The organism is Capnocytophaga sp. (genome assembly GCF_030532915.1).
Classification (GTDB): Bacteria; Bacteroidota; Bacteroidia; order Flavobacteriales; family Flavobacteriaceae; genus Capnocytophaga.
Genome location: NZ_JAUNKD010000024.1, coordinates 1 through 19,752, shown reverse-complemented (window position 1 = coordinate 19,752; position 19,752 = coordinate 1). Strand labels below are relative to the sequence as shown.

At 40.0% G+C, this 19,752-nt stretch carries 19 protein-coding genes; 9 read left to right on the top strand and 10 right to left on the bottom strand.

Annotation, left to right across the window (positions count from 1 at the left end; genetic code table 11):
* Positions 1-42: 42 nt before the first annotated feature.
* Positions 43-1,278, bottom strand: a complete 1,236-nt coding sequence (nusA, locus tag Q4D72_RS08405; RefSeq protein ID WP_303077390.1) for a transcription termination factor NusA — start codon at positions 1,276-1,278, stop codon at positions 43-45.
* 10 nt (positions 1,279-1,288) lie between these two features.
* Positions 1,289-1,756 (bottom strand): ribosome assembly cofactor RimP, encoded by a 468-nt coding sequence (gene rimP / locus Q4D72_RS08400; protein WP_303077389.1) that lies wholly within the window; start codon positions 1,754-1,756, stop codon positions 1,289-1,291.
* Positions 1,757-2,013: 257 nt separating this feature from the next.
* On the opposite strand from rimP, the gene Q4D72_RS08395 reads away from it, so the two are divergent.
* From Q4D72_RS08395 to Q4D72_RS08360, 8 genes are all read left to right on the top strand, one after another.
* A complete protein-coding gene (locus Q4D72_RS08395; protein WP_303077388.1) occupies positions 2,014-2,835 on the top strand; it encodes a universal stress protein in 822 nt (273 codons plus the stop codon).
* Positions 2,836-3,006: 171 nt separating this feature from the next.
* Positions 3,007-3,336, top strand: coding sequence for a MerR family transcriptional regulator (locus tag Q4D72_RS08390; protein ID WP_303077387.1), 330 nt, complete (start codon positions 3,007-3,009; stop codon positions 3,334-3,336).
* Between the two features lie 31 nt (positions 3,337-3,367).
* Complete coding sequence (locus Q4D72_RS08385) at positions 3,368-3,964, top strand: LemA family protein (RefSeq protein WP_303077386.1); 597 nt, start codon at positions 3,368-3,370, stop codon at positions 3,962-3,964.
* Positions 3,965-3,966: 2 nt separating this feature from the next.
* Positions 3,967-4,410, top strand: coding sequence for a TPM domain-containing protein (locus Q4D72_RS08380; RefSeq protein WP_303077385.1), 444 nt, complete (start codon positions 3,967-3,969; stop codon positions 4,408-4,410).
* Positions 4,411-4,503: 93 nt separating this feature from the next.
* The gene (locus Q4D72_RS08375) at positions 4,504-5,277 is read left to right on the top strand and encodes a YgcG family protein (RefSeq protein ID WP_303077384.1); all 774 of its coding nucleotides are present in this window, start codon (positions 4,504-4,506) and stop codon (positions 5,275-5,277) included.
* 302 nt (positions 5,278-5,579) lie between these two features.
* The gene (locus Q4D72_RS08370; protein ID WP_303077383.1) at positions 5,580-6,212 is read left to right on the top strand and encodes a bacteriocin fulvocin C-related protein; all 633 of its coding nucleotides are present in this window, start codon (positions 5,580-5,582) and stop codon (positions 6,210-6,212) included.
* Positions 6,213-6,230: 18 nt separating this feature from the next.
* Positions 6,231-6,674 carry a hypothetical protein gene (locus Q4D72_RS08365; RefSeq protein WP_303077382.1) on the top strand — a complete coding sequence of 148 codons (444 nt, stop codon included), beginning with the start codon at positions 6,231-6,233 and terminating at the stop codon, positions 6,672-6,674.
* A gap of 69 nt (positions 6,675-6,743) precedes the next feature.
* Positions 6,744-7,100 carry an arsenate reductase family protein gene (locus tag Q4D72_RS08360; RefSeq protein WP_303077381.1) on the top strand — a complete coding sequence of 119 codons (357 nt, stop codon included), beginning with the start codon at positions 6,744-6,746 and terminating at the stop codon, positions 7,098-7,100.
* Here the strand turns inward: Q4D72_RS08360 and Q4D72_RS08355 are convergent.
* Both Q4D72_RS08355 and Q4D72_RS08350 read right to left on the bottom strand, forming a co-directional pair.
* Positions 7,086-8,066: an acyl transferase gene (locus tag Q4D72_RS08355; RefSeq protein ID WP_303077380.1), complete on the bottom strand. Its 981-nt coding sequence runs from the start codon at positions 8,064-8,066 to the stop codon at positions 7,086-7,088. The two genes, Q4D72_RS08360 and Q4D72_RS08355, sit on opposite strands and share 15 nt — an antisense overlap.
* A gap of 115 nt (positions 8,067-8,181) precedes the next feature.
* Positions 8,182-10,395: a glycoside hydrolase family 3 C-terminal domain-containing protein gene (locus Q4D72_RS08350; RefSeq protein WP_303077379.1), complete on the bottom strand. Its 2,214-nt coding sequence runs from the start codon at positions 10,393-10,395 to the stop codon at positions 8,182-8,184.
* 92 nt (positions 10,396-10,487) lie between these two features.
* On the opposite strand from Q4D72_RS08350, the gene Q4D72_RS08345 reads away from it, so the two are divergent.
* A complete protein-coding gene (locus tag Q4D72_RS08345) occupies positions 10,488-10,613 on the top strand; it encodes a hypothetical protein (RefSeq protein ID WP_303077378.1) in 126 nt (41 codons plus the stop codon).
* A 1,172-nt stretch (positions 10,614-11,785) separates the two neighbouring features.
* Here the strand turns inward: Q4D72_RS08345 and Q4D72_RS08340 are convergent.
* The 6 genes from Q4D72_RS08340 to Q4D72_RS08315 all read right to left on the bottom strand — a co-directional run.
* Positions 11,786-12,490, bottom strand: coding sequence for a GDSL-type esterase/lipase family protein (locus Q4D72_RS08340; protein WP_303077377.1), 705 nt, complete (start codon positions 12,488-12,490; stop codon positions 11,786-11,788).
* Between the two features lie 31 nt (positions 12,491-12,521).
* The gene (locus Q4D72_RS08335; protein ID WP_303077376.1) at positions 12,522-13,133 is read right to left on the bottom strand and encodes an NAD(P)H-dependent oxidoreductase; all 612 of its coding nucleotides are present in this window, start codon (positions 13,131-13,133) and stop codon (positions 12,522-12,524) included.
* A 24-nt stretch (positions 13,134-13,157) separates the two neighbouring features.
* The gene (locus Q4D72_RS08330; RefSeq protein ID WP_303077375.1) at positions 13,158-14,627 is read right to left on the bottom strand and encodes a glycoside hydrolase family 30 beta sandwich domain-containing protein; all 1,470 of its coding nucleotides are present in this window, start codon (positions 14,625-14,627) and stop codon (positions 13,158-13,160) included.
* A complete protein-coding gene (locus Q4D72_RS08325) occupies positions 14,627-16,123 on the bottom strand; it encodes a RagB/SusD family nutrient uptake outer membrane protein (protein WP_303077374.1) in 1,497 nt (498 codons plus the stop codon). Before Q4D72_RS08325 ends, Q4D72_RS08330 begins: the two co-directional genes overlap by 1 nt.
* A gap of 12 nt (positions 16,124-16,135) precedes the next feature.
* Positions 16,136-19,138: a TonB-dependent receptor gene (locus tag Q4D72_RS08320; RefSeq protein WP_303077373.1), complete on the bottom strand. Its 3,003-nt coding sequence runs from the start codon at positions 19,136-19,138 to the stop codon at positions 16,136-16,138.
* Between the two features lie 274 nt (positions 19,139-19,412).
* A partial coding sequence (locus Q4D72_RS08315) for a DUF6377 domain-containing protein (protein ID WP_303077372.1) occupies positions 19,413-19,752 on the bottom strand: 340 nt, incomplete at its 5' end.

Here is a 19,752-nt window from a genome sequence, read left to right as displayed (position 1 = left end):
ATTTTGTGTTGTGTTATTTGGTTGTGAAACTGACCTAAATCATTAGTCTTCAAACTCTTCTTCTAAAACTTTGATAACCTCACGAATGGTTTCTTCTTCAAGGTCGGTGCGTTTCATCAGGTCAGAAACTTCAAGTTCCAGAATACTTTTTGCCGTGTCAAGCCCTGCTTTTTGGAATTCTTCAATCACCCAGCCTTCAATTTCGTCATCAAACTCACTGAGTTCAATATCTTCGTCATTAAGCCCCTCGCGATACACGTCGATTTCATATCCACTTAACTGACTGGCTAATCGGATATTATACCCCGATTTCCCGATGGCTTTTGACACCTCTTCGGGTTGTAAAAATACCTCGGCGCGTTTTTCTTCCTCGTGAATGGTTACCGAATTTACTTTTGCAGGAGCCAACGCCCGCGCAATAAGCAACGAGGCGTTTGAGGTGTAATTAATCACGTCAATATTCTCATTTCCAAGCTCTCTGACAATTCCGTGAATGCGCGAACCACGCACTCCCACGCAAGCCCCCACGGCATCGATACGGTCATCGAACGAATCAACCGCCACTTTGGCTTTTTCACCTGGAATCCGCACCACTTTGTGGATGGTTATTAACCCGTCCATCACTTCGGGGATTTCCTGTTCAAACAACCGCTCTAAAAATAAGGGCGATGTTCTTGACATTATGATAGATGGTTTGTTTCCTTTAAGCTCAACCTGCTCAATCACACCGCGAACGTGTTCGCCTTTTTTGAAAAAATCAGACGGAATTTGTTTTTCTTTCGGAAGCACAATTTCGTTACCTTCATCGTCCAATAAAATCACGGCACGATGTCTAATGTGGTGTACCTCAGCTGTATAAACCTGCCCCACTAAATCTTTGAATCGGCGGTAAATAGTGGTACTGTCATACTCGTGTATTTTTGAAATCAAGTTTTGACGCAATGCCAAAATAGCTCTGCGCCCTAAACTAACGATTTTAATTTCTTCCGATACATCTTCACCTACCTCAAAATCAGGTTCAATTTTTCGAGCTTCAGAAAGTGAAATCTCTTGATTTTCACTAACTACGGCTCCGTCTTCAACCACTACACGGTTTCTGAATATCTGTAAATCACCTTTATCGGGGTTAATGATTATGTCAAAGTTATCATCTGAACCATATTTCTTTTTCAAAGTATTTCGGAATACTTCTTCTAAAATTGCCATCAAAGTCTCACGATTAATGAGTTTGTCGTCTCTAAACTCTGAAAAAGACTCTATTAATTCAAGATTATCCATACTATTTTTATTAAAATTTAATGACTACTTTTGTTTCTTTTATATCACTCAAAGCAAATGAATGCTCTCTTTTAACGGTTATTTTTCCTTTCCCTACGGGCTTAGGCTCGCGAGTTTCGGTTTCTAAGATAACATTGGCATTTTCAAGGTTTTTTAACAAGCCTTCGTGTTTTTTGCCATCAAGAGTTAAAACCTCAACGGTACGCCCGATGTTTTTCACGTACTGCCGTTCCAACTTAAAGGGTTCGGTTGCCCCGAAAGAAGTTACTTCAATTGAAAAATCAACCGCTTCCCTATCCAAATTGTGTTCAACGGCACGGCTTACCGCAATGCAATCATCAATCCCTACACCCTGATCACCGTCAATAACCACCCGAACGGCATTATCAGCCGACACTGTTATGTCGATTAAAAACAACTGCGGATTTTCAGACAACGCACTGTTTACCAATTCTTTAACCTGCTCCTTAAAACTCATATTTCTATAAAAAGAGGGGACTCTATGTCCCCTCAAATCTTCATTTTTCAGGTGCAAAGATACATCTTTTTTTAAAAAACAAAGAAAAAATGCAAAATTATTTTGTTTTTTCATTTTTATGTCATACCTTTACAAAAAGTTTTAAAGGCTTTTTTTATCACAAAAATAAAACCAATTTCACGAGCTATAAAAACAATATAACCCACTAAAAAAGTATGATTTACAAAATAAAATATTAACTTTAAAAAAGAGTTGCGATGAAAAAAATTCTTGTTACCACCGATTTTTCTGAAAAATCAATTGCTTCATTAAAGGTTGCCATTGAGTTGGCAAAACGCCAAGAAGCCGAAATTTTTCTGTTACACGCCCTTGAATTGCCTTTCCGTTTTATGACACAAGAGCACTCATCAGTGCCTGAGGCAATGTATTTTCTAAATCTTTCAAAACAACGATTTGCCGATGTTAAGAAGGAATTCTGCCAAGACATTGAAATAAACGACATTATCGAAACCGGTCCATTGGCAAATGCCGTTGAAGACGCCATCGAAAAGTATGGAATTGATCTTGTTTTTATGGGGTCAAACGGAGCTTCCGGCTCAAAAGAACTTTTCATAGGTTCAAATGCCGAAAAGGTTATTCGCTCAGCCAGTGTACCTGTGTTAGTAATCAAAAATCCGGACGAAAAACTTGACATTAAACACATTATGTTTGGTTGTGATTTCACACAACGCTTTTTAAAACCTTTTGAAAAAGCCGTGAAATTCGCACAACTTTTCAACGCCAAAGTAGACTTGGTTTTTGTCAATACACCTTATCAGTTTTTGACGACCATTGAAATTAACGAGCGTATGAAAACGTTTTTGGACAGCCAAAAATCATCATTAAAAGACTTTGAAACACACGTTTACAACGACATCCGTGTGGAAACGGGAATTTTAAATTACGTAGCCGAAAACAACATCGACCTAATTTGTATGTTCCCGAGCGGACGTAAAGGAATCGCCCATTTCTTCAACGGAAGTATCAGTAGCGATTTGGTAAACCACGCCACAAAACCCGTGCTTACCATCAAAATGTAAGATTTTTAGCTTAAAAATCACAAAACCCCGTTAATACAACCATTTTTAACGGGGTTTTGCACATAATAGTATGGTGCGCTAAAAAGGTTTTAAACAAAAAAATGCGTTTGCGAAACGCTATTTCAAAAAATATACTACTTTTGCCAAAAATCAACTTGTTTTTTATACGAAATGAAACATATTTTGCCCGAAAAACACTATTATACCATTGGTGAAGTTGCCAAACATCTTGATGTAAACACTTCATTATTACGTTTTTGGGAAAAAGAATTCGATATTATCAACCCAAAAAAGAACGCCAAAGGCAGCCGAAAATTTTCCGGTGAAGATGTTAAAAAATTGCAACTCATCTATCATTTGGTAAAGGAAAAAGGCTACACGCTGGAAGGCGCACGACAAAAACTAAAAGAAGACAAACAGAAAACGCTTTCCAATTACGAAATCATTGAAAAATTGGAACGCGTAAAACAAATGTTAATAACCTTAAAACAAGAACTTTAAAATTAATTAACACTAAAATAAATATATTAAAATGAAAAAATGGTTACCTATTATCGTTATTGTTGCTCTTGTGTTTATCATATTCCGTTGGGGAGTAGGCATTAGCAACACGATGGTTGAAATGAACGGAAATGCTCAAAAACAATGGGCAAACGTAGAAAGTGCTTACCAACGCCGAAGCGACCTTATCGGAAATTTGGTAAAAACCGTGCAAGGTGCTGCCGATTTTGAACGCGGAACGCTTAAAGACGTTATCGAAGCCCGAGCCAAAGCCACTTCCGTAAACATTGATGCTTCAAACCTTACCGCCGAAAATATGGCGCAATTTCAAGAAGCCCAGTCCGGTTTATCATCGGCATTATCCAAATTATTGGTTTCGGTGGAACGCTATCCCGACCTGAAGGCCAATCAAAACTTTTTGGAATTGCAATCACAAATTGAAGGTACCGAAAACCGCATCAACGTGGAACGCAACCGTTTTAACGACGTGGCAGGAAATTACAATATTTACATCAAAAAATTCCCGAACAGCTTTATCGCAGGCTTTGGCGGACACCAACCAATGACGCTCTTCAAAGCCGAAAAAGGAGCCGAAAAAGCACCGGAGGTGGAATTTAATTTCAAATAGAAATGCCTGTAAATCAATTTTTAACATCTGAACAGGAACAAGCAATTGTTGAAGCCATCCGCCAAGCCGAGAAACGCACTTCGGGCGAAATACGCGTGCATCTAGAAAACACCTCCACAACCGACCCCTATGAGCGGGCAATGGAAGTATTCCAAAAACTGGAAATGCACCAAACCGCCAACCGAAACGGCGTGCTGTTTTACTTTGCCGTGGACGACCGTTCGTTTGTTATCTTTGGCGATGAGGGTATTAATCAGGTGGTGCCTCCCGATTTTTGGGAATCTACCAAAAACGAAATGCTTCATCACTTTCAAAAAGCCGAATTTCACAACGGAATCATAGCCGGAATTTTAAAAGCAGGCGAAGCACTCAAAGTCTATTTCCCCTACCAAAGCGGAAATGACAGTAATGAGCTGCCTGACGAAATTTCAAAGGGAAATATTTAAACATTTTTACAAAAACCTTTGCCAAAGTGAAAAACTTTGGCAAAGGAATTCTACAAAACAACAATCTACTAAAAAACAACAATTTACAATATTTTGAAAAAAATTCTGTACATATTATTTTTTGCAATCCACACGGTTTTTTCACAATCCGTTCCTAAAAAATTATTCCCTGACCGTGCGGTGCAAGATTACGTAGGATTGCTTTCTTCTTCCGAGCAAAATCAGTTGAATGTCAAGCTAAAACACTATGCCGATTCCACCTCAACCGGAATTGTGATTGCCATTTTAAAAGATGTTGAAGACGACATTAACTTTCAGGCGGCACAGATGCTTTCACAATGGGGCATCGGGCAGAAAGACAAAAACAACGGCATATTACTCCTAATGGCTGTTAATCAACGAAAAATAGCCATTTCAACAGGTTACGGCGTAGAAGACCGCCTCACCGATGCGCTCAGCAGACGCATTATTGAACGACACATACTCCCCAATTTCAGAAGGCAGGATTACTACACCGGTTTTGACCAAGGAACGACAGCCATAATACAAACACTATCAGGCACTTATAAAAATGACCGTTCAACAAACGATGGCGACATAACACCTATTGTTATCTTCCTGATTGCACTACTGATTTTCATCATTCTGATGTTAATTTTTGGAAAAAAGAACAACCAGAACGGAAACGACAACCATCGTGGCGGCGGCTTTGATTTGGCTGATTTTATCATATTGAGTAGCTTAGGTCGTTCATCATCAGGCGGTTTTGGAAGTTTTGGCAGTGACAGAAGCGGTGGTGGCTTCGGCGGTTTTGGCGGCTTCGGTGGAGGTTTAGGTGGGGGCGGGGGCGCTTCCGGAAGTTGGTAATTTTTCAAAAATTACTTTTTTAACTAAAATCCGAAGAAAATCATATTTTATCACCATACTTATTGCTAAATTAAAAATGTTTTATGTTAAAACAATGTCAACCCAATAAAATTTGTCGATTTTTCATTTTTATTTCTTAAAACACATTGATTTTAAGCAATTTATTACTCGCTGATTTTGTGTTAGTTACACAATAATTAAAAACAAACAACAACAAATCAAACAGTTAAATAAATGTTATTTTTCTTTTTTCTTAAAAAGAATTTTATACATTTGGATCAGAAATTTAAAATATTTTTTTTATGAGTAAAGCACTTTTAATTTTAGTAGTATCCTTTTTCTGTTTATTTGTTTCGTGTGTTAAAACACAGAATAATGAAGGTGAAAACAGTAAGGCAAGAGAGTTACGAACTAGCCTTGTTACAGGTAAAAGTTCAGAAGAGATTAGAAACATCTTTAAATCAGCATCTTTTGAAACCAAACAAACACTTTGGGCAGACAAGATGGATTATCTTTTGGAACAGGAATTTAATGATGAAATAAAACAAAATATCCAAATTTTGAAAAATTTCATTAAAGATTTTGGTAACAAAGACAAGTATGAAGAATTTAATGAAGCCGTTATTCGCTTAGCTGAATTAGTACCTAGTGATGATTTTTCTTTGATGTTTGAATCACTGGATAATTACAATTTTTCAGGAGACTTCATTGGCAAAGAAAAGGTTTCAAAAGAATTCATAACACACATACACAGTTTAAAATCCTCTTATTATATGGGAGGGAAAATTGATCCAAAAGTAGCACGACTTGCTTGTCATTGTAGATGGTGTTGGTTTGAAAGTGTAGCAGGTACAACCACTAGAAATTGCGATGAATCTGATTTGGGGTGTGGTTTTCTATGGTTGCAAAGTTGCAATAGAAGAGGGCGATCATAATTCAATTAAATCAATTGTATGAAACAGAACATTAAGTACAGTTTGATAGGCATTGGGCTTTATCTGCTGGCAGGAATTATTTTTTACGGGTATCACCCGTATATGTTGCCTACTTTTTTGGCAATGATGGCGGTTGTTTCATTTTTTACACTTAAAAAGAAAAATGAGAATCAGGTGCGTAACGGCTTGTTGTGGGCAAACCTCCCTATTTTGGTATTGTTGCTTGTAACTTCTTTATTTTCAGGAACTTTCAGAGCAGCTCTTCCGTATTTGATTTTTGCCCCGATGGTGGCAATGTTGGTATATTATGCCATTTTCCCCAACAAACGAATTGCTATTTTCGCAGGAATTTTGGTGATTATTGTAATTAGTCTACTTACTTTCAATACCATTTCGGGAAATGATGTAGCTTTTGACAATAGTTATATAGAAATGTATCGCCAACTTATCGTAAAACGATAGTTTTTAAGATTTTTTTGATTATTTTTGCCACTACCAAAACACCGGTAGTGGCATTTTAATTTACTCACTATGAACAAAATATATTACCTAAGCAGTTGTGATACGTGCAAGCGTATTTTAAAAGAATTGGAACTTACTCAAATAATTGAATTACAGGACATTAAGAAAAATCCGATTTCAGAAAGCGAACTTGAATTTTTAAAGGAGAAAATTGGAAGCTACGAAAAGCTGTTCAATAAACGCTCGCAACTTTACAAACAGCGCAACCTGAAAGACCAAAACTTAACCGAAAACGATTATAAAAACCTAATTTTGGAGCATTACACATTTCTGATTCGCCCGGTTATTATTGTTGATAATCAGATTTTTGCAGGAAATTCAACCAAAGTCATTTCCGAAGCCAAGCAAAAGCTACATAACCAATAAGTTACAACCCCTGATGTCGGCATTGTCAAATCTGCCTAAAATCTCGAACGTATTGTCATTGTGCACTTTACCTAAATCTTGCGTGGCAATAAAACTGCACGAATGCACATTTGCCAAATCAATGACATTCACACCGCCGCTTTTCCCCTGCGGAAGGAAAGAAAGTGCGTCGTTCGTGTCGCGAATCAGGATTTTCATCCAAGGTACGGACTTGAAAATGCCGCTACCCTGCGAGTAGCCTTGCGAGAGTAATTCCGTCATACCATACTCAGAATGAATGTGTTTCACTCCAAAACCATCGCTTAAAATCTGATGTAATTCTTCACGAATGAGTTCTTTTCGTCTGCCTTTCATTCCGCCGGTTTCCATTACAATGGTATTTTTTAACGTAAATCGATGTTTTTCAATCAAATCCAACAAAGCAAACGACACGCCGATGAGCAAGGTTTTTTGTCCTGCTGCGTCCAATTTGCGAATAATTTCCGCCAAAGTATCCAATTCGTGAAGATAAAACCCGCTGTTTTCGTTTTTTGATTCCCTGATAAGGGCTTCGGTCATATAAATCAAGGAAGAACCCGACCGCTCCAAATAAGACGGAAGCAGTGCCAAAACAGCATAATCAGAAGGCTTTCCGTAAAACAATTCAAATCCTTTTCGGAAACTTTGCTCGTAAACCGAAACATCTTTCACAAAGTGCTTGGAAGTAACCATTCCTGTGGTGCCGCTGCTGGTAAACAACTGTTGCTCTGCATCTTCTCCGCAAAAAACACGCTTCGATTTGAAAAACTCAATCGGCAAAAAAGGAATCTCGCTCACAGAAAAAACTGTGTCGGGGCTTCTTTTTAAATGCTTGCAGAACGAATTATACACCGCATTGTGCTTGAACTGATAACGAAAAACAGCCAAAGCCACTTCCGTGAATTCGGCTTCCGTGGTGATGTTAAAAATGCGTTCGGTTAAAGTCATTGTTTTTGTTTTTAAGGAAGAAACTCCTTCCTGTCGGGGCAAAGATACTGACTTTATCACAAAAATAAAACTGCCCGATAATCATCGGGCAGTTTTGAAGCGTAATTGTCAATATTTATTGTAATGTAAAAGTAGTTTTCGCGCGGATATCTTTGGACGAGCTGCCCAATAACACCTCAAAATCACCCGATTCGGCAACCCACTCGTGTTTTTTATCATCGAAGAAGGAAAGCGCCTCTTTGTCGATGGTGAAAGTTACGGTTTTGCTCTCGCCGGCTTTCAAATACACCTTCTCGAAACCTTTCAGCTCCTTGTAGGGGCGCAACACGGACGACTTGACATCGCGAATGTAAAGCTGCACCACTTCGGCTCCGGATTTGCTTCCGGTATTCTTTATGGAAACGGAAATTATTAGAGACTCGTCAGCGGTCATTGTCTTCTTGCTTAGCGTGGCATTGGCATAGCGGAACGTTGTATATGAAAGCCCGTGACCAAATGGGAACAAAGGCTTGATGTTCTTGGTATCTGCCCAACGGTATCCCACCAAAATACCTTCGCGGTAGGTCTCGTTTTCAGCGCCGGGGTATTCGCCCATAGCGTGTGCCCCATTGTCTTCCAGTTTTACGGGGAACGTAAAAGGCAACTTACCGGAGGGGTTCACATCTCCTGAGAGAATATCTGCCAAAGCATTACCCGCTTCTGAACCCAAGTACCAATTCTGCACGATAGCCGGCACTTGCTCTACCCACGGCATAGCCACGGCATTTCCGGATATAAGCACTACGATAAGGTTTTTATTCGCTTTGGCAAGTGCGCTGATAACGGCATCTTGCCCGTAAGGCAACCCGTAGGATTTGCGGTCATTCCCTTCGCAATCTTGCCCATCGTGCTTGTTCAAGCCTCCTACAAAAATGACATAGTCGGCAGTCTTCGCTACTTTTACCGCTTCGGCGATAAGCTCGGCTTCGGAACGGCTTTCGGTTAGGTTCTGATTGGCACTTACCCCATCTTGGTCTTTATAATCGTTGCTGGCATAACCGCGTGCATACACCACCTCTGCTTTATTCCCGATACGTGCTTTAAGTCCATCAAACGGAAGTACCTCGTGCGTGGCTTTGAGCGATGAACTTCCGCCACCAACTGTCATTACCTTAATGGCATTCTCGCCTATAATGGCGATACGCTTGGCTTTATCCAGATTAAGAGGCAGTAGGTTCTTTTCATTTTTCAACAACACGATACCCTCCTGACCTATCTTTCGTGCAGCAGCAAAATGCTCGGGCGATGCAAAAGAACCGTAAGGGCGACCGGCTTTCATATTGGTTCGGAAGATTAAACGCAAAATGTTACGAGCTTTTTCATTAACAACCTCCTCGCTGATTTCGCCCGATTTAAGCTTTTGCAGGAAGGGAGTTGCCAGATAATAGCTATCGTAGGCATTCTTGGTATTTTGCGTAAGCCCGTCTGTCCACGTGCCGAACTCAATATCCAAGCCGTGGAGGGCAGCGTGTTCCGTGTTGTTCACCCCGCCCCAATCGGAGATAACAGCGCCGTCAAACTTCCACTCCTTCCGTAAGATATCGACCAGCAAGTATTTGTTCTGGCTCGCCCACTGGTCTTTGTACTTATTGTACGCACCCATTATCGACCAAGTTTTCCCTTGTTGAACGGCAGCCTTAAACGCCGGTAGGTATATCTCGTAAAGCGCTCGGTCATCAACTATCACGTTTACCGTATGCCGATTTATTTCCTGATTGTTAAGCGCAAAGTGCTTCACACAGGCAGCCACGCCTTGTGATTGTACACCTTCGATATAGGGAACAACCATCTTTGATGCCAGATAGGGGTCTTCACCCATATATTCAAAGTTACGACCGTTTAAAGGTGTGCGATAAATGTTTATGCCGGGACCCAGCAACACGTTTTTATTGCGGTAGCGAGCTTCGGCTCCTATCGACTTACCGTATAACATTGCCATCTTGGGGTTCCAGCTGGCAGCCAAACAGGTGAGTGCCGGAAAGGCGGTACAGGAGTCATTCGTCCAGCCTGCTTGATTCCACTCATCCCAAAGCACTTCGGGACGAATACCGTGCGGGCCATCGGTCATCCAATTCTCAGGGATACCCAAGCGCGGCACGCCCGGCGAGCTAAACTTTGACTGTGCGTGGCACATAGCCACTTTCTCTTCCAAGGTCATTCGCCTCAGGGCATCCTCAACACGCTCTTCGATAGGAGCCCTATCGTTCAGGTAGGTAGGCAACTGCTGTTGCGCTGCAAGACCTGTGCTAAGGCTAAGAGCTAAAAATGTTTTTATCAGAGTTCTTTTCATTATGCTATGAATTTACGATTAATTACATTACAAAATAGTGTGCTTTGCCCAAAGGCGAAAGCCGTCAGGTACTTCAACATTGAAATGCCGAAGTGCTTGAACACTACATAACTGATGTTGTAATTAATGTAAAGGAAGCCGAAAGCCGTACGGCTCTTGAAGTGCGGTGTGTGCAACAAGCCCAACCTGTTTTAGCCGAGAAGAGACACTCTAAATAAAGGGCTTTTAATGCTCAATGGTTCAAAGTTTTGAAAGATGTTACCTGCTTTAAGAACCTAAAAGCCCCTTACCTGAATGCCATTTATTAATCTAAACAGTACAAGACTATGAAAAAGCAAAATTGATACGAATGTTAATTGCGTCAAGTTACGTAAAAGCAGTGCATTGAGGGGCAAAATTAGGTTTTGGGTATCGCTACCCTGTGAATTCTTAAATTATAATAATATGTCAAACCCCCCAAATGCAGTGCTTTTAACTGATTATTATAAAAATATTCTATGAAAAAATTATTTCCGCATAAACTAAACTTGATTTCAGCCCCTTCAATGAAGAGCAGTAGAGGAAAGCCTTTACGGCTTTCCTCCCCGCATTCCTCATTTTAGTAAACTTAAAATTATAAATGTTATGAAAAAGAATTTCCGATAGTTAGTTTCACAGCCCGCCGATGGCAAACGCACCGTGCGTACACCACCCAATTGTTTTGACGGCTATGAGAAACTCCAATCCGTAGTAACCCTACAAGGGAATTGCAATTAACAGTATGTTTCAGAACATAGCAAAAATGGTTACACATTACCATCTGTTCTTGATTTTGACAGCTACACCAACGGCAGATTGCCATTCTTTCGGATTTTTCACAGCCAACCCACAGGAAAGCTACCAAACTACCCGATAGTTTCCCAACCTGCCCATCAGCGGATTGGTAAAAACCGCAATGTTTCACAGCCAACCCACAGGAAAGCTACCAAACTACCCAATAGTTTCCCAACCTGCCCATCAGCGGATTGGTAAAAACCATAATTTTTTGCATCCTTCCATAAGAATAAACCCGAAACTATCCAATAATCTCCTTGTTGAAAGACAATTTAGTCGGCATCTTTTCCGAAAGTCGGCACATCAAAATCAATGAACATTCAAACACGCTTAAAGCGTTAAATGCTGTCGCGGACAAAATTACAAAAATTTTATTAAATACAACAATTAAATTCAAAAAAATTGTAAAAATACTTTCATTTTTTATAACTCCACACAACAAAACACCCATAAAGTGCAAACATATCAGCCTTTTACACACCGGCTGACTTACTTCCTTTATCTTAATTTTACAACTATTTCGGGTTGTCGTTAGCAGCCTTGGGCATTGCCAAGAGCAACGACAACTGTTTGTTTATTACTTCATCAAATACGGCTTGATGATTTCCGTCCAAAGTCGGTAACCTTCGGCGTTGAGATGCAGATTGTCTTCCACAAAAATATCTTTTCGAAGGTTTCCTTCGGCATCATACATCGTTTTGGTTATGTCGATGTAAGTATAATTTTGGTCGGCAGCATTAGCTTGTAACCAGCTGTTTACCAAAAGTTGGTCTTTCAGTTGGTCGGCTTTGTGTTCCGATGGTTTGAGCGACACCACAAAAAGCTGTGCATTCGGATAATCCTTTTTTAATTTGCTGATGAATATTCTGAAAAGGTCAAAACATTTCACAGCGGAAACACTTTCTTTGCTCGAACCCAAATCGTTTTCAACATACAGAAGTATCTTTTTAGGTTGATACCCCTTGGCTATCACCTTATAATAATAAAGCATATCGCGCAAGGTTGAGCCTCCATACGAACGCCTGATAATCTTCAAGGGAGCAAAATCCTCATAAATGGTTTTCCATAGGTTGATGGACGAACTGCCCAAGAAAAGCACGTCGCACGAGCGGTCTATTTTTCGATTTTCTTTCTTGTAAGCGTCAATATCGTGTTGATAACGTTTTATCCATTCGGTGCGGTCGCTTCTTTCAAAAGGGATATTTGCCCGAATGGTGGTTGTTTGTTGCCCCCACATCACAACACTTACAAAAAATACTAAAATTGGATATATTTTTCTCATTGGTTAAATTTTTATTGCTTTTACAGACGAATTATATATATTTTGATATTTTCTTTAAGAATTTTTGACGTTTTTCATCAGTAATTTTATTGGCAGCTCCACAATTGAGCCACTTTCCTTTTTTCACTCCTACACTTTTTAATGTATGATTGATAACTATTTTCCGTATGGCATCTCCACTAAAAAATTTCAAATAAAAAGTGGGCGCTGTTGCTGTTGTTATGATAAAAGCCTGTTCTATATTAGTCAATTTTCCTTTCAATGTACCTAATTTAGTCTCTTCATAAGCCAATGTTTTAAGAAAGACTTTATCAAAAAATCCTTTAACAATAGCAGGGACATTCCCCCACCAAATAGGAAAAATGAAGATCAATCGTTTAGCCTGTTTAAGATACTGTTGATACCGTAACACTTGTGGGTCAAGTGCTTCTCCTTTACTAAACAAGGCTAATTCTTCTTTGGAATACACAGGATTAAATTTTTCAGCATACAAATCAATTGTTCGATAAGCTCCTCCTCTGTTTTTTAATATTTTTTCGGTTTCTTGCAAAATAGCGTAATTAAAACTTTTTTCATAAGGATGCGCGTAAATAACAATTGTTTCGAATTCGGAACTTGCTTTTTTTTGCTGCACGTCTTTCATAAAGATTGTATTTCTATATAAGGTCTATTTCCAACGGAAAGAAGCCACGGCATTAGCCGGCACTTCACATCGGAAGGTTTTTGTGCCATCGGTTATGGTTACGATTTTATTTTCAGTTGCTTTGTTGAGCAAAACCAGTGCGTAGCTACCGTCATCATTAAGGAAGGAAGTACACAAAATTCCCTCAACATCAGTTAGTTGATGTGCGATGCGAACCGCATTGGGTTTAATAACTTTTGCCAAATGCCCGATAACGTAGTAATGCGAGTTGTGTGTCAGGGTTTTATAATCGGAAGCGATGTCCACCGCCCCAAAACAGGTTTTGCAACCCAATTCGCGATAAGGTCCGCCGTTTTCGTCCAAAAGTAAGTTCCAAACGATAACCGCCTTACACCAATTGTTGAGCGTCCCGATTCCGATTTGCTCCATATCATCCGCCAAACGATGGGAAAGATTTCTACCGTCATTCCATTTTCCTATGGAAGTTTCGGTAAAAATAAGTTCTTTGTCAGGAGCTTGATTATGAACGTATTCCAATTCAGAAAATTGCCCGCCGTAATTGTGATAGGCGCTGCCCGTAATGTACTGAGAAGCCTCTTTGTCGGCGTAAATATGAAGCGGATAATGCTTCTGTTCGGGCATATTGTCGTAGTTGTAATTATGGTCGAACAGATACACTTTTGTGTTTAATCCTGCCTGTTGCAAGGTTTTTCCCAGCGATTGTTTTACGAACGCAAGTTGTTCTTGCCACCCCATAAACATTGAAGCGGAATTACCCCGATTAAGCGGTTCGTTTTGGATTGTGATTGCCTCAATGGGAATGCCGTTTGCCTGCATTGCTTCAATCCATTTTACGAAATAACGTGCGTAATCGTCATAATATTTGGGGTTTAGATGTCCGCTTGTCCACTCGTTATGCGGTTTTAGTTCTTTGAGATTGTTCACCTTCATCCAGCGGGGTGCCGTCCAAGGTGAGCCGATAATTTTTACGGAAGGATTAATACGGATAATTTCCTTTAAAATCGGGATAATATACTGTGTATCTTCCTGTGCCAGTGCAAAATGCTCGATTCCTTCTTTATCACAACAAGTGTATTCACTCAGTGAAAAATCAGAACAGCCAATAGGCACGCGAATGTAACTCTGTGCCATTTTTTCGGGCGAAAACGTTTCGGTGAGAAAGGCGTTTCGGTCATTTTCTTCCATTTGGAAAAGATTAAAACAGGTTGAACCCGTAATTGCCGAACCAAAGCCATAAACCGATTGGAATTTCTCAGACGGATTGAGCCTAACGCAAGCCCCTTTTTCAGGAGTTTCGTTCAGAAATTCCAATTCCTCAAAATGAAAACTTTTAGTTCTGTCACCGCTTGAAACCCACACAGATACCCGCTCTGACGCAGTGTCAGAGGGGTCTGTTGGGTTGCCTTTCGGGTTGTTACACGCAGCGAACAACCCTACAAGGCAACTCAGATATGATAGAGAAATGCGTGTCATTAATAACCGGGGTTTTGAATGAGTTTTGGATTTTTATCGAGTTCAGTTTGTGGAATTGGGTATATGATTGATTGCTCAGTCATTGAATTCATTTTTAAACGTCCTGAATCAGTTGTGTTCAAAGCGTTCATCACCTCAATAACTTTCTCGTTACGAATTAAATCAAACCAACGATGCCCTTCAAAAGCCAATTCCATACGACGCTCTTTAAGCACGGCAGCTTTCATTGCTTCTTGTGATGCAGTAACGTTTGATGCCAAGGGAGGCAAATTCACTCTGGCTCGCACTTGATTTACCAATGCGGCAGCATCATTTAAATTCCCCATTGCCACTAAGGCTTCTGCTTTGAGCAATAAAATGTCAGCCAAACGCAACTTAATCACGCTGTTTGCATTTGAACGAAGTTTATACACGAACGGATAATTATCCTTCGGATAGTAATTTTCGTAATTAACTTTTTCGTACACAATGGATTGTTCTTTACGAATAACATCACCTTCGGAATCAAAATCAGCCATTAGTGAACGTGAAGGGGCTACCCATCTTCTCCAACTGATCGTGCTGTTGGCATTGAGATAGTTTTTACCTACAATACCGCCTACCCAACATCCGCCTCCTTGATATGAAATTTCAAAAATTGACTCAGATGAATTACGAAGCTTAACGTCTGTGCTTCCGGAATTAAGTTGGAACAAATCGGCATAATTAGCCACTAAACTATATCCTGACTGAATAACGGCATCACAATACTGCACAGTTTTAGCGTAATCACGAATTGGTTTTTCGGCATACACCTTTGCCAGAAGAGCATTAGCTACCCCCTTGGTTAACAAAAACTTATTAGACACATTTACGTTAGGAGCGTTTTGTAAAGCCTCTTCCAAATTAGCAACGATATCGGCATACACCTCCGAAACAGCATTTCTTTTTTCGGGATACAACAACGCATAAATTTCATCAATGTTATCAGAGGTGATTACAGGAATATTTTCAGCAGGAATGAGTGGTACATTACCCCACATACGCACCATTTCAAAGTACATCCAAGCACGAAAAATCTGTGCTTCGGCTTTCCATTGCTTGCGCTCACTATCTGTAAGAGACGTGTCTGTTACACCGTCAATATTAGCAATTACCATATTGGCTCGGGCTATTCCCGCTAAGTATCCTCTCCAATCACGTGCAATATTTGTATTGTCAGGAGCTTGTATGTTCTGTTCTACGGAAACTACGGGTAAATCGGTTGTTCCTGCATACGCATTATCAGAACGCACTTCAAAATTAGCCAAAGCATCAAGCATCCAATATTCTTGTCCGCTACCTTTGATATAAGTATAGATAGCATCATAAGCAGCCTTTATTTCAGCACGGGTAGTATACGTTGCGTCTTTATGACTTCTTGTTTTTTCGCTATAATCAGAGATGGGGTCTTTATCCAAACTACAAGAAGCCTGCAAGGCAACCAGTAAAACAAAAGGTATTATATATTTTTTCATCACTATCAAATTTTAAAATTCAACATTCACACCAAAAATAAATGTTTTGGTTTGCGGATATGTTCCCCAATCAATTCCCAACACAGGAGTATTGGCATTGGCAAACTGGTTCACTTCGGGGTCAAAGCCTTTGTAATTGGTTAGGGTAAATAAGTTTTGAGCCGTGAAATAAGGCTGTATTTTTCGGATTCCTAACCTTTCCAAACTTTGTGTAGGCACATTGTAAGAAAGCGTTACTGATTTCACACGAAGATATGAACCGTCTTCCACCCAACGAGAAGATGCCAAAATATTTTTTGTTCCGGCAAAAGCTCGTGGCACGTGTGTAATTTGTCCCGGAGTTGTCCAACGATGCAACACTTCTGTGGATTGGTTGCGTTGATTGTGCATACCTTCGGTTTCGATACGGGAAGCGTTGTAAATGTCATTTCCGTATGAACCTTGTAAAAACACGCTCAATGAAAAGTTTTTATACGAAAAATCATTGGTCAATCCAAAAGTAAAATCAGGGTTCGGGTCACCTATATAAGTTTTATCGCTAACCGTAACGCGCCCGTCTCCGTTTACGTCACGATACACAATATCACCCGTTTGCGGATTTACACCATCACTGATATAACCCCAAAATTGACCCAGTGGTTTGCCTTCTTCAAGACGAACAACCCGCTCGTTGGTAGCCTCAGAAGTTGGAGCGTAATAATATATTTTCTGTAATTTCAAACTTGTAAGTTTATTTCTGTTGAATGAGATATTAAAGTTTGTATTCCAGTTGAATTGCCCTACTAAATTACGGCTGTCAAGTGAAAATTCCAATCCTTTATTTTCCATTTCTCCTTCATTGCGATAAATAGACGGAATGGGTGAAGTGGCAGGAAGGTCCACATTCATCAACAAATCGGTTGTTTTTTTGTAGTATGCATCGGCTGAAAGAGACAACCGATTGTTAAACAACGCAATATCAATCCCGAAGTTGGTTTGTGTGGTTTTCTCCCAAGTCAAATCAGGGTTTGAAAACGATGAAGGTGTTAATGACACGTACGCATTTGCATTACCCGTTTCCCACCAATTGACACGAGTGATTTTATAGAGTTGTAAATATCCGTAAGAACCTATTCCGGCTTGGTTACCCACTTGTCCCCAGCCTCCGCGAAGTTTCAGCTCGGAAAGCCAAGAAACCTCTTTTAAGAAATCTTCGTTAGAAACTCTCCAACCCACTGAAACCGAAGGAAAATAACCCCAACGCTTGCCCGGTGCTAATTTTGAAGAACCATCGGCACGAAAATTAGCCGTAAGAAGATATTTACTATCATAATTGTAAGAAACACGCCCCAAATAAGACATCATTGCCCATTCGTACCCGCTCGTGCCCGTCAAATTAGGATCTATACGGTTTGCAGCATTGAGTGTTTTTATGTCTGATGATGAATAATGCGTTCCCTGTATGTAGCTTCTGTCATATTTGAAAGTAGTTCCGGAAGTTCCCGCCAAGAGTGACAAATTATGATTTCCGAAAGTTTTGTCAAACGTCAAGAGATTATCAAAGGTTAATTGCGTGGTGTTAATTCGCTCATCAACAGACTGACCGTGAAGTGTTTCACGACCATATCGAGACAAAACAGGGTCTGTCCAACGCGTATGTTTGTTATCAAGACGGTCTAACGCAAAAGAGCTTTTGAATTTCAAATTATCAGTAAAACTTATTATCGCTGAACCACCACCTACAAAACGGCTGTTTTTGTTCAAATTATCAGCATTTCGTGATATGTTTTCTACCGGATGGGTCATTCTTCCGCCGTAGAAGTTATCATAGTACTGCTCAGGTTTTTCAAGATTCCAAATAGGAGCGTAAGTTGGCGTATTAATAACCGAAAGCACCACCCCTGCTCTGTTAGCACCTTGTCCGGAAATAATGCTATTCGACACATAATCAGAATAAGAAAGATTCGTGCTGATTGCAAGCCAATTTTTCAACTTGTTTTCCAAGTTCATACGCACATTGTATCGTTCAAAAAACGAAGAACGGATTACCCCATCGTCTTTAACATAACCCCCGGAGATAAAATAATTACTCTTTTCAGTGGCATTTGAAACAGACACTTGATAATTACGGTTAAAACTAGTGCGGTATGTCTCTTTATGCCAGTTGGTTACATCTGTCAATCCGCTGGGTATGGTAGGCTTATTATTAACAAGCGAAGGTCGTGTTGCATCAATCTCATCCATCAACGTTTTGTATTGAGCTGCGTTGAGTGAATAGATTTGATTTGCTACTTCCGATACTCCGATGTAAGAACTAACCGACACTCTCGCTTCCCCTTGCTTACCACCTTTGGTAGTAATCAAAACTACACCATTAGCGGCACGCGAACCATAAATCGCTGATGATGAAGCATCTTTCAAGATTTGCATATCCTGAATGTCAGTCGGGGCAATGTTGTTGATGTCTTGCACCGGAATGCCGTCCACCACATAAAGCGGGTCGTTTGAAGCACTAATAGAGGTGTTTCCGCGAATGCGAACCGCCAAACCTTGTCCAGGCACACCGCTGGGTTGTACCACCTGAACTCCTGCCGCACGCCCTTGAATGGCTTGTGCCGCCGATGTAATGGGACGCTCGTCAATGTCTTTGGTGCTTACCGAAGTAATAGCGGTGGTAACGTCTCCTTTTTTCTGTGTTCCGTAACCAATTACGATAACTTCCTCTATTTCTTGCAATTCTTCTGTCATTTTCACGTTGATTGTAGCGGTTGTTACCCGCACGTCAAGGGTTTTGAAACCCACGAACGAAAATTCTAAAACGGCTCCCTGCGGAATGTCTTTCAGTTCGTATTTTCCGTCAAAATCGGTTGAAACACCTTTGGTTGTTCCTTTAACAACCACCGAAACGCCCGCAAGCGGCACGCCTGACGCGTCACTTACCGTTCCTGCCACGCGGGGTAGATGTTGTGCGTGTGCCAAAATCACACCGCCAAGCAGCAGAACTAAACTCATTAGATATTTTTTTACTACTTCCATAAATTAAAAATATTAAGTGGTTCGTTTAATTTTTTCCTGCTGAAAGAAATTGATTTCTTTCACACCTCAAAATTATTGAAAATACAAACGTCTATTTTTCTGCGGAGCATAAAAGTACTTATTAAAAAATATATTTTGATGATTTTCAGAAATATATATTTTGAAATCAACCAAAAAAAGTACCTAAAATACATCAAAAAAGAAGCCGAAAACAATTTGTTTTTCGGCTTTTTATACAATTAAATTGTGAAATAAGTTGTTCGTTAAAATAAATTTATACGTCCCAACGCCCGATGGTTTTTACTTTTTCTTCAAATTCGTCGCGCTCGCCTTTGGCTTTGTTGCGCACTTTGGTTCGGTAGTTGTAAACCGTGCGGAGCGAGTATCGCAAAAACTCGGCAATTTTGTTGCTGTCGGTAATTCCCAAACGAATAAGAGCAAAAATCCGAAGTTCGGTATTGAGTAATTCGCCTTTTTTCGGAATTATCTTTTCATCGTCCAGCAACAAATCGTTAAATTCTTGAACAAAATTCGGATAAATATTCAGAAAAATCGTATCTAAATTCTTGTACAATTCCTCCACTTCTTTTTCTTCTACCGCATTGGATTTCAGC